Origin of the sequence: Aeromicrobium sp. Leaf289 (assembly GCF_001423335.1) — a bacterium.
In the GTDB taxonomy this organism is placed as follows: Bacteria; Actinomycetota; Actinomycetes; order Propionibacteriales; family Nocardioidaceae; genus Aeromicrobium.
This window is the reverse complement of sequence record NZ_LMNK01000004.1, coordinates 420,971-433,218: the sequence shown is the minus strand read 5'-3', so window position 1 is coordinate 433,218 and position 12,248 is coordinate 420,971. Positions and strand designations below refer to the sequence as shown.

The 12,248-nt window shown below is 72.2% G+C and carries 16 protein-coding genes; 1 reads left to right on the top strand and 15 read right to left on the bottom strand.

Annotated features, from left to right (window positions below; genetic code table 11):
• Window positions 1-2 precede the first annotated feature (2 nt).
• The 7 genes from pheS to infC all read right to left on the bottom strand — a co-directional run bounded on the left by pheS (window position 3) and on the right by infC (window position 5,160).
• The gene (gene pheS / locus ASF37_RS14665; protein WP_056554973.1) at window positions 3-1,106 is read right to left on the bottom strand and encodes a phenylalanine--tRNA ligase subunit alpha; all 1,104 of its coding nucleotides are present in this window, start codon (window positions 1,104-1,106) and stop codon (window positions 3-5) included.
• A 78-nt stretch (window positions 1,107-1,184) separates the two neighbouring features.
• Window positions 1,185-2,231 (bottom strand): ATP-binding protein, encoded by a 1,047-nt coding sequence (locus ASF37_RS14660; protein ID WP_056554976.1) that lies wholly within the window; start codon window positions 2,229-2,231, stop codon window positions 1,185-1,187.
• A 23-nt stretch (window positions 2,232-2,254) separates the two neighbouring features.
• On the bottom strand, window positions 2,255-2,974 hold the full coding sequence (locus tag ASF37_RS14655; protein ID WP_056554978.1) for a 3-keto-5-aminohexanoate cleavage protein: 720 nt from the start codon (window positions 2,972-2,974) through the stop codon (window positions 2,255-2,257).
• Entirely contained in the window at window positions 2,971-3,774 is an 804-nt protein-coding gene (locus ASF37_RS14650; RefSeq protein WP_235492994.1) for an RNA methyltransferase, read from the bottom strand. The genes ASF37_RS14655 and ASF37_RS14650 overlap by 4 nt, the downstream gene beginning before the upstream one ends.
• A 41-nt stretch (window positions 3,775-3,815) precedes the next feature.
• Window positions 3,816-4,208, bottom strand: a complete 393-nt coding sequence (gene rplT, locus ASF37_RS14645) for a 50S ribosomal protein L20 (protein WP_055970368.1) — start codon at window positions 4,206-4,208, stop codon at window positions 3,816-3,818.
• A gap of 27 nt (window positions 4,209-4,235) precedes the next feature.
• A complete protein-coding gene (gene rpmI / locus ASF37_RS14640; RefSeq protein WP_055970371.1) occupies window positions 4,236-4,430 on the bottom strand; it encodes a 50S ribosomal protein L35 in 195 nt (64 codons plus the stop codon).
• A gap of 1 nt (window position 4,431) precedes the next feature.
• Window positions 4,432-5,160, bottom strand: a complete 729-nt coding sequence (gene infC, locus ASF37_RS14635) for a translation initiation factor IF-3 (protein WP_055970373.1) — start codon at window positions 5,158-5,160, stop codon at window positions 4,432-4,434.
• Window positions 5,161-5,446: 286 nt separating this feature from the next.
• Between infC and ASF37_RS14630 the strand changes: the two genes are divergently transcribed.
• Window positions 5,447-6,451, top strand: a complete 1,005-nt coding sequence (locus ASF37_RS14630; RefSeq protein WP_055970375.1) for a GNAT family N-acetyltransferase — start codon at window positions 5,447-5,449, stop codon at window positions 6,449-6,451.
• Window positions 6,452-6,627: 176 nt separating this feature from the next.
• Here ASF37_RS14630 and ASF37_RS14625 read toward each other — a convergent pair whose 3' ends face one another.
• The 8 genes from ASF37_RS14625 to ribD form a co-directional block, all read right to left on the bottom strand.
• Window positions 6,628-7,113 (bottom strand): SseB family protein, encoded by a 486-nt coding sequence (locus ASF37_RS14625; RefSeq protein WP_055970377.1) that lies wholly within the window; start codon window positions 7,111-7,113, stop codon window positions 6,628-6,630.
• Window positions 7,110-7,523: a PH domain-containing protein gene (locus ASF37_RS14620; protein WP_055970379.1), complete on the bottom strand. Its 414-nt coding sequence runs from the start codon at window positions 7,521-7,523 to the stop codon at window positions 7,110-7,112. The genes ASF37_RS14625 and ASF37_RS14620 overlap by 4 nt, the downstream gene beginning before the upstream one ends.
• Window positions 7,520-8,371: an ATP phosphoribosyltransferase gene (gene hisG, locus ASF37_RS14615; RefSeq protein WP_055970380.1), complete on the bottom strand. Its 852-nt coding sequence runs from the start codon at window positions 8,369-8,371 to the stop codon at window positions 7,520-7,522. Before hisG ends, ASF37_RS14620 begins: the two co-directional genes overlap by 4 nt.
• Window positions 8,372-8,486: 115 nt before the next feature.
• Window positions 8,487-8,750: a phosphoribosyl-ATP diphosphatase gene (locus ASF37_RS14610; protein WP_055970382.1), complete on the bottom strand. Its 264-nt coding sequence runs from the start codon at window positions 8,748-8,750 to the stop codon at window positions 8,487-8,489.
• 7 nt (window positions 8,751-8,757) lie between these two features.
• A complete protein-coding gene (gene ribH / locus ASF37_RS14605; protein ID WP_055970385.1) occupies window positions 8,758-9,237 on the bottom strand; it encodes a 6,7-dimethyl-8-ribityllumazine synthase in 480 nt (159 codons plus the stop codon).
• Complete coding sequence (locus ASF37_RS14600) at window positions 9,234-10,514, bottom strand: bifunctional 3,4-dihydroxy-2-butanone-4-phosphate synthase/GTP cyclohydrolase II (protein WP_055970387.1); 1,281 nt, start codon at window positions 10,512-10,514, stop codon at window positions 9,234-9,236. The genes ribH and ASF37_RS14600 overlap by 4 nt, the downstream gene beginning before the upstream one ends.
• The gene (locus tag ASF37_RS14595) at window positions 10,511-11,182 is read right to left on the bottom strand and encodes a riboflavin synthase (RefSeq protein ID WP_055970389.1); all 672 of its coding nucleotides are present in this window, start codon (window positions 11,180-11,182) and stop codon (window positions 10,511-10,513) included. Before ASF37_RS14595 ends, ASF37_RS14600 begins: the two co-directional genes overlap by 4 nt.
• A complete protein-coding gene (gene ribD / locus ASF37_RS14590) occupies window positions 11,182-12,234 on the bottom strand; it encodes a bifunctional diaminohydroxyphosphoribosylaminopyrimidine deaminase/5-amino-6-(5-phosphoribosylamino)uracil reductase RibD (protein WP_056581340.1) in 1,053 nt (350 codons plus the stop codon). Before ribD ends, ASF37_RS14595 begins: the two co-directional genes overlap by 1 nt.
• Window positions 12,235-12,248: the final 14 nt, after the last annotated feature.

Genomic DNA, 12,248 nt, shown 5'->3' with positions numbered 1-12,248 from the left:
GTCTACAGACCAACTCCGAACGGCTGGGTGAAGCGGATGTCGCCGTCCCACAGGTCGCGCAGGTCGGCGATGTCGTACCGGCTGGTGATGGTGCGGTCCAGCCCCATCCCGAAGGCGAAGCCCGAGTACTCCTCGGGGTCGACGCCGCAGGCGACCAGGACGCGCGGGTTCACCACGCCGCAGCCGCCCCACTCGATCCAGCCCTCGCCGCGGCACGTGCCGCAGTCGGCGACGGCGTCCGCGGCGTTGTGACAGACGTAGCAGAGCAGGTCGACCTCGGCGCTCGGCTCGGTGAACGGGAAGTAGGACGGGCGGAACCGCGTGGTCATCCCCGGCCCGTAGACCGCGGCGGCGAAGTGGTCGAGCGTGCCCTTGAGGTGCGCCATCGACAGGCCGCGGTCGATCGCCAGGCCCTCGACCTGGTGGAAGACCGGCATGTGCGTGGCGTCGGCCTCGTCGGTGCGGTAGACGCGGCCGGGGCAGACGACGTAGATCGGCGGGGTGCGGGTGAGCATCGTGCGCGCCTGGACCGGCGACGTGTGCGTGCGCAGCACCAGCGCGGCACTCTCCGGCTCGACCCAGAACGTGTCCTGCATCGTGCGCGCCGGGTGGTTCGGGCCCAGGTTGAGCGCGTCGAAGTTGAGCCACTCGGCCTCGACCTCGGGGCCCTCCGCGACCTCCCAGCCCATCGCGACGAAGATGTCGGCGACGTGCTCCTGGATGGTGGTGATGGGGTGCCGGGCGCCGATCGGCTCGACGTCGGTCGGCAGCGTCACGTCGACGGTCTCCTCGGCGAGACGCCGCTCCTCCTCGAGCGACTCGAGCTCCGTGGAGCGAGCAGCCAGGGCCTGGTTGACGGCCCCGCGCGCCTGTCCGATCCGCTGCCCCGCGTCCTTGCGGGCCTGCGGCGGGAGCGCGCCGATCTCGCGGTTCGCGAGCGCGAGCGGGGAGCGGTCGCCGGTGTGGGCGATGCGCACCTGCTTGAGCGCGTCGAGGGAGTCGGCGGCGGCGATCGCGGCGAGGGCGGCGTCGCGCACGCGCGCGACCTCGGCCTCGCCCAGCGCGGCGACCTCGACGGGGTCGTAGTCGGAGTTCGGGGCGGACACGCGAGCAGTCTAGTGAGCCGGCCGTCCAGCGGGACCGGCCCGGGTCGCGGTGGCCGGGCCCGGATCGGTCGCGGCGGGTCAGTCGGTCAGGGCGTCGGGCTCGTTGACGGGCACCCACACCCGGATGCAGGCGCCACCACCCTCGGCATCGCCGATCTCGATGCGGCCGCCGTGCTCCTCGACGATGCCGCGCACGATGTACATGCCGAGCCCGCTGCCCGCCCCGGGACCGGAGCGCCAGAAGCGGCTGAACACGCGCTGGCGCATCTCCTCGGGGATGCCGGGCCCCTGGTCGTGGATCTCCAGCACCGCTCCCCCACCTCCGGCGACGGCGTCGTCCTCGCCCAGGTGCTCGACCACGACCTTCCGGAGACCGTGCCCGTGCCGCATGGCGTTCTCGATCAGGTTGGTGGCCACCTGGGTCATCCGGTCGGCGTCGCCCCACACCAGGTGCGGCTCGCCGATCGTGGAGAGCTCGAAGGGCTCACCACCGGCCGAGGCGCTGCGCAGGACTCCCCTGACGACCTCGTCGAGCTTCACGGGTCCGCGACGCAGGGTGAGCCGGCCTGCGTCGATGCGGGCGGCGTCGAGGAGCTCGGTGATGAGTCGACTGAGGCGGTCCGCGTCGGAGTCGACCGTCTCGAGCATGAACTGGCGCTGCTCCTCGGAGAAGCGGTCCCACTTCGACAGGAGGGTGGCGGTGAAGCCCTTGATGCCCGTGAGGGGCGACCGCAGCTCGTGGGCGACGGTGGCCACCAGGTCCGACCGCTCACGGTCCCGCTGGTTGCGCACCTTCGCGTTGCGCACGCTCGCGATGACCTTGACCACCGTGCCGCCGGGCCGGTCACGCACCAGCCGGGCCGTCACGAGGTACTCGCTGCCCCGCGGCGAGTACCAGGACTGCTCGGAGAGCCGGTTCCGGATGTTCAGCCCGTCGTAGGGGTGGGTGGAGTCGTACCAGCTGTTGCCGTTCAGGTCGTCGAACGGCATGGCGTCGGACAGGTGCATCCCGAGCATCTCGCCCGGCGCGGCCCGCGCCATCTTCTCGATGCGTCCGTTGACGTACTCGACGATCCCGTCCGCACCGGCGATGACCACGCCGTCGGGGAAGTCGTCGAGGTCCATGGAAGGAATCTAGTACGAATGAACTACTCGCGACGAGCGCCGCGTGCCGACGCGAGCTCCACGAGCGCGAGGTTGCCGTCGACGTGCTCGCCGTCCGGGCCCTCGACGACGTCCTCCAGCCCGATGCGCGTGGAGACCCCGAGCTCGACCGCGAGGTCCAGCATCGGCCAGGCCGAGCGGCCCTCCCCGTGCAGCAGGACCGGGATGCCGGTCGGACGCACCAGCTCCAGGAGCGCCTCGGCCGTCTCGCGCTGGTCGGGGGCGTCGGCCAGCTCGAGCAGCACCACCGACGTGTGCTCGCGCCACGTGGAGGCGAGCCAGTCGCGGGCCGCGTCCTCGGTCCAGAGGCCGGCACTCAGCTGGACGCCGCGGTCGACGAGCGCCGCCGCGAGGTCGACGGCGTCGCGCTCGTGCCAGTTGACCGACGCGTGGTCGGGCAGCACCGTCCACGCGGCCACGGCGCGGGCCGGCGAGGTCCCACCGGTCCAGGCCCACGCACCCGTGGTGACCCCCACCGGGACGTCGACGACGGCGCGGACCGCCTCGACCCAGTGCGCGACGTCGGCCGGCTCGAGGCTGTCGCGTCCGTCGCCCGTGCGCGGGTGGACGTGCAGGTCCTGGGCGCCGGCGGCGACGACGGCGGCGGCGTCGGCCGCGCAGGACTCGGCGGTGACCGGCACCCCGGGGTGCTCGTCGACGTCGCGGGACCCGTTCAGGCAGCACTGCAGGACGGTGGTGGTCATCGATCTCCCTGGGCACGCGCACTGGCGTAGAGGCACACCGCGGCTGCGGTGGCCAGGTTCAGGCTCTCGGCGCGGCCGAGGATCGGCACGGCCACGGCAAGGTCGGCGGCGTCGCGTACCTCGGCGGGCAGTCCCTGGGCCTCGTTGCCCATGACCCAGGCCGTCGGGGCGGCCAGGTCGAGACCCGAGCCCTCGCGATCGGCGTCGAAGAGGTCGACGTCGGCGTCGCCGTCGGTGGCGAGCACCTGGAGACCGCGTGCCCGAAGCGCCTCGAGCACCTCGCCGTGGTCGCGGTGGACCACGACGGGGAGGTGGAACAGGCTGCCGGCACCGGCCCGGACGGCCTTCGGGTTCGTGGGGTCCACGCTGTCGGCCGACAGCACCACGGCGTCCGCGCCGGCGGCGTCGGCGCACCGGATGACCGCACCGGCGTTGCCGGGGTCGCGCATGTCGTGGCACACCACCACGAGACGCGCCTCGTCCGGCACGGCCTCGAGGCCCCTGACGACCGTGCGGCACACGGCCACGATGCCCTGGGGCGTGGTGGCGTCGGCGACCTCGGCGAGCACCTCGTCGTCGACCACCGTCCAGGTGACGGAGGCGGCGTCGGCCGCCTGGTGCAGGAGCGGGTGCCTCTCCTGCGCCGCGGCGGTGGCGAAGACCTCGAGCACCACGTCGGGCACGGCGAGGGCCTCGCGCACGGCCTGCGGGCCCTCGGCGAGGAACTCGCCGGTCTCGGCCCGGAAACGCCGCGTGGCAAGCCGTCGAGCACGCTTGATCCGTCCGCTGCGGACGGTCACGGTGTGCTCGGGGCTTGCCACGGGCGTCGGTGCGAGGGCGGTCAGGCCGTCGCGTCTTCCTTGGGCGCGTTCACGTCGGCCGGAAGGTTGTCCTTCGCGACCTGGACGAGGGCGCTGAACGCGGCCGGCTCGTTGACGGCCAGCTCGGCGAGCATCTTGCGGTCGACCTCGACACCCGCGGCCTTGAGGCCCTGGATGAAGCGGTTGTACGTGAGGCCCTCGGCGCGGACGGCAGCGTTGATGCGCTGGATCCAGAGACGACGGAAGTCGCCCTTCTTGGCCTTGCGGTCACGGTAGTTGTAGACCAGGGAGTGAGTGACCTGCTCCTTGGCCTTGCGGTACAGGCGCGAGCGCTGGCCACGGTAGCCGGACGCCCGCTCGAGGGTCTCGCGGCGCTTCTTCTGCGCGTTGACGGAACGCTTGACGCGTGCCATAGGGGTTCTCCTTCGGGTGGGGTGCGGTCAGCGACCGAGCAGCTTCTTGACCATCTTGGTGTCGGCCTTGGACACGTCGACCGTGCCGTCGAGACGGCGCGTGCGGGTGCTGGGCTTGTGCTCCAAGAGGTGCCGGCGGCCGGTCTGCTCGCGACGGAGCTTGCCCTTGCCGGTGATCTTGACGCGCTTCTTCATGCCCGAGTGGGGCTTGAACTTCGGCATCTCATGCCTCCATGTCTGGGTCGAGGTTCTCGCTTCGACGCCGGGGCTTCTTCGGCGTCGCAGTCTTCTTCTGGGCCTCGCGGTGCGCCTTGTCGGCGGCCGCCTCGGCTTCACGCTCCGCGGTCTTCTCAGCGGTGGTCTTGGCCTTCTCGGCCTTGACCTCGGCCTGGGCCTCGGACTTCTTCTTCAGCGGCGCGAGCACCATCGTCATGTTGCGGCCGTCCTGGCGCGGGTGCGCCTCGACGACGCCGAGGTCGGCCACGTCCTCGCCCAGCTTCTGCAGCAGGCGGTACCCGAGCTCGGGTCGGTGCTGCTCGCGGCCGCGGAACATGATCGTGATCTTGACCTTGTCGCCCGCCCTCAGGAACCGCACGACGTGACCCTTCTTGGTGTCGTAGTCGTGCTGGTCGATCTTCGGACGAAGCTTCATCTCCTTGATGATGGTGTTCGTCTGGTTGCGTCGTGACTCGCGTGCCTTCTGGGCGGCCTCGTACTTGAACTTGCCGTAGTCCATGAGGCGGCACACCGGGGGGCGGGCCGTCGGGGCGACCTCGACGAGGTCGAGGTCGGACTCGGCAGCGAGGCGCAGGGCGTCCTCGATGCGAACGATGCCGACCTGCTCACCGCCGGGTCCGACGAGCCGGACCTCGGGTACGCGGATGCGGTCGTTGACGCGCAGCTCTGTGCTGATGGATCCTCCTGTGGTCTGTGTCCAGGAGGCCCACGACAATGGCCCCCGTCCGACAGGACGGAGGCCACCGATGCACGCCGTCGGTGCGAACCGAACAGCGTCGCTCGGCCGGGCGTACCGGCCGAGGTACCCCCCGATCCGCGGATCGAGCAGGTGGGAGGTGGGCCTCCACTTCTCCCCCAGGATAGCAAACCCTCGCGCCCTCGTGAAAATCGGCGCGCCGGCACCCCTCGGCCGCGGTCCGGAACAGCCGACATCCGGGCGAAACACGGCGGACGTCGACGGGCAACACCGGCCGCCCAGCATGGGCGCAGGAGGTGTCGACATGAGGTGGAGGGTCAGGGCCACGTTCCCGGATCGGCCCGGTCTGCTGGGCCGGATCGCACTGGCGTGCGGCGAGGCCGACGTGAACATCGTCGGGATGCAGGTCTTCTCGACCCGTCCCACGGTCACCGACGAGTTCGTCGTGGAGGCCGGCGACGACTGGACCGACGTCGGCCTCGCGGAGCTCTTCGTCGGGGCCGGGGGCACCGCCGTCGCGGTCACCCGTGCCGACGAGGACGCCGTGCTGGACACGCCGACGCGCTACCTGGACGCCGTCCACCAGGTCCTGGAGGAGGGACGTGACGTCGAGGACGTGCTCGCCGAGCTGCTCGCCACCGAGCCGCCCGACGTGGCCGACTACGCGGGCCACGACGTGCTGGACCTGCGGCGCCGCAACGGCAGCGCCCTGCGGATCAGCCGGGCGGTCCCCTTCACCGCGGTCGAGCGGGCGCGCGCGCAGGCCCTGCTGTCGCTCGTGAGCGACGCCGGCGTCGACGTGCCCCTCATCGCACCCTCGCCCCGCCACCCGATGCCGCTGGTCCGCCTGGCCGGACTCGCCGACATCGAGGCCGTGGCGGCACTGCACGAGCGGTGCAGCGTCGACACCCTCTACACCCGCTACCAGGTCCCTCTGCGGATGCCGATGACGACGCGGATGGCACGGCGGCTGGTGACTCCCGAGCGTGGCCTCGCGATCGTCGTCCAGGTCGGTCTCGACCTGGTGGGTCACGGGGTGCTCGAGCCGCTCGAGGACCGACTGGTCTTCCAGCTGCTGGTCGAGGACGCCTGGCAGGGGCGCGGCTTCGGCACGTTGCTGGTCAAGCACGCCGCACGGCACGCCAAGGCGCAGGGCGCCGAGCACCTCACGTTCGTGTCCGCGGGATCGAACGACATGCTGCTGCGTGCCGTGGGCGCGGCGGGCTTCGTCGCCCGGGTGGAGCGGCACGACGCCGCCGTGCACATCACCGTCCCGCTCGCCGGGGTTCGGGCGGCCGAGAGCGCGTGAGGAGGCCCTGCTCGCTGCTGCCCTGCCTCGGCTCGCCCCGCCGCTGCGCTGCTGCAGAGGTCTCCACCCACCGGGGCAGGACCCGTGCGACACCGCACCGGAGGATCAGTCGCCCGCGGCAGCGCACCACCAGGACGAGAGCCGCCGCACCGGCGCACCGGCCGTCGCGACCTTCGTCAGCCTCCGGTCACCCACGCGTGGCCGACGTCGGTGGAGACCAGCCGATCCCCCGCCGCCAGGTGCCGCAGGTCGTCGGTCTCCACGACCTGGAAGTGCGGGGAGCCGAGGTCGAGCAGCAGCGCCGTGGCGCCCTCGGACTGCGCCGCCACGGCGGCCGCCTGGCCCCACACGGGAACCGGTCGGGCCTGCGGGTTCCACCGTGCCATCGCATCGAGGCTGCTGAACGTCAGCAGCGCCTGGCGGCCGTCGGCGCCGGTCATCAGCACCGCGGCCATGTCGGCGTCCTTGTCCCCGCTGGTCAGGGCCTCGGGGCCGGCGGCCTGGCTCGCGGCGCCGAGCGTGGCGACCACGGGCACGAAGACGCGCACGGAGCCCAGGACCGCCAGGACGGCCACCGTGTCGCCCAGGGCAGCGCCGAGGCGAGGATCGAGTCGTCCGTCGTCGTCGGGGAACGCCGGCTCGGCCAGCGAGCGACCGGTCACGGGACGCGCCGCACCAGGTCGTCGACGACCTGACGCACCCGGCCGTGGCCGCTCGTGCCCTGCAGGGCGAACAGCATCAGCCTCTCGTCGTCGACCGTCACGAGGGTGGGCCAGGGTGCGCCCTCGCCGAAGGCGAAGCCCTTCACCCGGTTCCACGGCACGTGGTGCGTGCGGTACCCGTTCACGACCTCGAGCTCGTCGTCGGACACCGTCACCCGGCTGCGACCGATGCCGTGCAGGATCACGATGAACACCGCGATGGAGCCGTACAGCGTGAGCGCCTGGGAGAGCGTGACCTGGGACCGGATCTCCTGCGGCAGCGCGAAGGTGATCGCGACCGACATCGCCACCAGGGCCACGCAGGACCCGTAGGCGACGTAGCGGGTCCCGCCGGGACGGTGCGTGGTCATACCCGGCACGCCAGGATGTCGGTCACGAGGATGCCGCGAGCGCCCAGCTCGTAGAGGCTGTCCATGATCTTCTGGGCGGCGTCGCGCGGCACCATCGAGCGCACCGCGACCCAGCCCTCACGATGGAGCGGGGACACGGTGGGCGACTCGATGCCCGGCGTGAGCTCGACCGCCCGTTCGACGTGCTCCACGCGGATGTCGTAGTCCATCATCACGTACGTCCGGGCGACGAGGACGCTGTCGAGACGACGCTTGAACACGGCGTACCCGTCGGGCTCGCCCGTTCCTGCCTCGCCGCGCGTGATGAGGACGGCCTCGGACGAGAGGATCGGGTCGCCGAACACCGCGAGGTCGGCCTGGCGCAGCGTGCTCCCGGTCTCGACGACGTCGGCGATCGCGTCGGCCACGCCGAGGCGGATGGAGGACTCGACCGCACCGTCGAGGCGGACCACGGTCGCCGCGACCCCGCGCGCGCTCAGGTAGTCCTGCACGATGACGGGGTACGAGGTCGCGATCCGCTTGCCCTCGAGCTCGGCGATCGCGGACATGGAGCCGGTCGGCGCGGCGAAGCGGAACGTCGAGGCCCCGAAGCCCAGGCCGATCTGCTCGGTCGCCGGGGCCGCGGAGTCGAGCAGGAGGTCACGGCCGGTGATGCCGACGTCGAGCGTGCCCTCCCCCACGTAGACGGCGATGTCGCGGGGTCGCAGGTAGAAGAACTCGACGTCGTTCTCGGCGTCGACGAGGACGAGGTCCTTGGTGTTGCGGCGCTGGCGGTAGCCCGCCTCCGCGAGGATCTGGCTGGCGGCGTCGGACAGGGCGCCCTTGTTGGGAACGGCCACTCTCAGCATGGTGGTGACTTTCTGACGAAGGAGGTCGGGCCCGACCGGCGTCCGCCACGACGGGGGACGGTGGCCGGATCGCACGACAGCGGCACGGCCCGAGGAGGTGCTGGGTCCGCTGTCGTCACAGATGCGCGTAGACGTCGTCGAGCGAGATGCCGGCGGCGATCATCATGACCTGGGCGTGGTAGAGCAGCTGGCTGATCTCCTCGGCCGTGCGCTCGGGGCCCTCGTGCTCGGCGGCCATCCAGGACTCGGCGGCCTCCTCGACCAGCTTCTTGCCGATCGCGTGCACGCCGGCATCGAGCTCGGCGACGGTGCGCGAGCCCTCGGGCCGGTCGCTGGCCTTGGCGGCGAGCTCGGCGAACAGGTCGTCGAAGGTCTTCATGGTGACCTCAGTCTAGGGACGCCAGCGTGCGCAGGGTCGCCCAGGTCGACAGCGCGGCCTCGGCGGCCTCCCGACCCTTGTCCTCGACGCTGCCCTCGAGCCCGGCGCGGTCGAGCGCCTGCTGCTCGGTGTCGCACGTCAGCAGACCGAACCCCACCGGCACACCCGTGTCGAGGGACACCCGCGCGAGGCCGTCGGTGGCTGCGGCCGAGACGTACTCGAAGTGAGGTGTGCCGCCTCGGATGATCACGCCGAGGGCCACGACCGCGTCGAAGCCGGCGGCCGCGCACCCCTGGGCGACGAGCGGCAGCTCGAACGAACCGGCAGCCCGCACGAGCGTGGCGTCGGTGACCCCGGCGTCCGACAGGGCGCGCTGGGCGCCCGCGATCAGGCCGTCCATCACCTGGTCGTGCCAGCTGGAGGCCACGACGGCCACGCGGGCCCCCGTGGCGTCGACCTGCAGGGTGGGTGCTCCGTGTCCGCTCATGCCGTCGTTCCCGTCGTCTCGTCGAGGCCCAGGTCGGGCAGGTCGTGACCCATCCGCTCGGCCTTGGTCCTCAGGTACTGGATGTTCTCGGCGGTCGGCTGGATCTGCAGGGAGATCCGCTCGGCCACCTTCACGCCGTAGGCCTCCAGCTGCGTCGCCTTGTCCGGGTTGTTGGTGAGCAGCCGGACCGAGCCGATGCCGAGGTCGCGCAGCATCTGCGCGCCGGCGGCGTAGTCGCGCTCGTCCTCGCCGAACCCCAGGGCGAGGTTGGCGTCGACCGTGTCACGGCCGGCGTCCTGCAGGGCGTAGGCCTGCAGCTTGTGCAGCAGACCGATCCCTCGGCCCTCGTGACCGCGCAGGTACACCACGACGCCCGCCCCCTCGGCCTTGACCGCCGCCATGGACGCCTGGAGCTGGGGCCCGCAGTCGCAGCGCCGCGAGCCGAACACGTCACCGGTCAGGCACTCCGAGTGCAGACGGACCAGCACGCTCGCACCCTCGGCGGCCGCCGCGGCGAGGTCTCCGTGCACGAGGGCCACGTGCTCGGCCCCGTCGATCGTGTCGCGGAAGCCGTGTGCGGCGAAGGTGCCGAACTCGGTGGGGAGCGTCGTCGTGGCGAGCCGCTCGACCTGGGACTCGTGCAGACGCAGGTGCACCTGCAGGTCCTCGATCGAGACGAGGGCCAGGTCGTGCTCGTCGGCGAACGCGCGCAGGGCGGGCGCCCGCATGAGGGTGCCGTCGTCGTGCACGACCTCGCCGATCACGCCGACCGGCGTCAGGCCCGCGAGCCGGGTGAGGTCCACCGCAGCCTCGGTGTGTCCGGCGCGCGCCAGGACGCCGCCCTCCTTCGCGCGCAGGGGCAGCACGTGGCCCGGCATGACCAGCTCGAACGGCTCGGTCGCCGAGTCGGCGAGCACCCGGACCGTGCGCGCCCGGTCGGCTGCCGAAATGCCCGTGGTGATGCCGTCGCGGGCGTCGATCGAGATCGTGTAGGCGGTGCGCATCATCTCGCGGTTGTGCGGCGTCATGAGCGGGATGCCGAGCCGGTCGAGGATGGCCCCCGGCGCGGGTGCGCACACGTAGCCGCTGGAGTACCGCACCAGGAAGCCCATCAGCTCCGGCGTGGCCTTGCTCGCGGCGAAGATGATGTCGCCCTCGTTCTCGCGGCCCGGGTCGTCGACCACCACGACGGCCTTGCCGTCGCGAATGTCGGCGATCGCCCGCTCGATGCTGTCGAGGCGGACCGTGTCGCCGCCGGCGTCCGAATACGTCGTCATGACTGCTGCTCCTTCGGGAGGCGGGCGGCCAGCAGCCGCTCCACGTACTTGGCGAGGACGTCGACCTCGAGGTTCACCCGGTCGCCGGGGGCGAGGGTGCCGAGCGTCGTGTCCGCGAGGGTGGTGGGGATGAGGGAGACCGAGAACCAGGCGTCCGGTCCGTCCGCCGCCCACGGCCCGGCACCCCCGCCGGGGGCATCGACGACCTCGACGACCGTGAGCGACACCCCCTGGACCGTGATCGAGCCCTTGGGGACCAGGTACCGGGCCAGCTCGGCCGGCAGGGAGAAGCGCAGCACGTCCCAGTGCTCGCTCGGCGTGCGGTCGATCAGCGCCCCGGTGCCGTCGACGTGCCCCTGCACGATGTGCCCGCCCATCCGCGCACCGGCCTGCATGGCGCGCTCGAGGTTGACCTCGTCACCGACCTCCAGGCCACCGAGCGACGTGCGGTCGAGCGACTCGGCCATGACGTCGGCGCTGAAGACGTCGCCGTCCCCCTCCTGCGACGACTGGTCCATGACCGTGAGGCAGCAGCCGTTCACGGAGATCGAGGCTCCGTGCGTCGCGTCGGCCGTGACGACGGGGCCGCGCACCGAGAGGCGCACGGAGTCGCCGAGCGACTCGATCGCCGTGACGACGCCCTTCTCCTCCACGAGACCGGTGAACATCAGGGCATCTCCTCACGTGGGGCACGGCCCGGCGTGCCGATGATGCGGATGTCGGGGCCGATCCGCGCGACGTCGTGCAGGTCGATGGGACGCAGGTCGGCCAGCGTGGCGGCCTCGCCCTCCAGCGCGGCCCGGCCCGAGCCGAGCATCGCGGGAGCGATGTAGCCGATCACCCGGTCGACCAGGCCCGCGTTCCAGAACGCGCCGGCCAGGCGAGGACCGCCCTCGAGCCACACGTGCCGGACGCCGTTCTCGACCATCTTCGCGAGCACCTCGTCGGGCTCGCGGCTCTGCACGAGCAACGTCGGCGCGACCCGGTCGAACACCCGGTAGTACGAGGGGATGTGGGTCTCCCCCACCACGACGCGCAAGGGCTGGCGGTCGTACGGGAGCGGGAGGTCGTCGGCGTCGCGGACGGTCAGGCGCGGGTCGTCGGCCAGGACCGCGCCGGTACCCGCCATGATCGCGTCGGCACCGGCGCGGAAGAGCTGCACGTCGCGTCGGGCCTCGGCCGAGGTGATCCACTTGCTCGAGCCGTCGGGAGCGGCGCTCAGGCCGTCCATGGTCGCGGCGTACTTCCAGGTGACGAAGGGGCGACCGTGGGTGAGGGCGAAGGTCCACTCCACGTTCAGCTCGGCGGCCTCGTCGGCGAGCAGCCCGGACTCGACCTCGACGCCGGCCGCCCTCAGGCGGTCGGCGCCACCTGTGGCCTCGGGGTTCGGGTCGGTCTGGGCGAACACGACCCGGGCCACACCTGCCTCCAGGAGCGCCTCGGCGCACGGCCCGGTGCGCCCGGTGTGCGCGCACGGCTCGAGCGTGACGACCGCCGTGGCCCCACGCGCGGCGTCACCGGCCTGCTGGAGGGCGTCGACCTCGGCGTGCGGCGTCCCCGCACCTCGGTGCAGACCGACCGCCAGCTGCTCTCCTGCGGGAGTCAGCAGCACGCAACCGACCCGGGGGTTCGGGAGCGCGCTGGCCACGGAGCGCGCGGCGTCGATCGCCACGCGCATGGCCTGCTGCTCGGTGCCCGTGCGTCCAGCCTCGGTGCCCATCGTGTCCTCCGGTC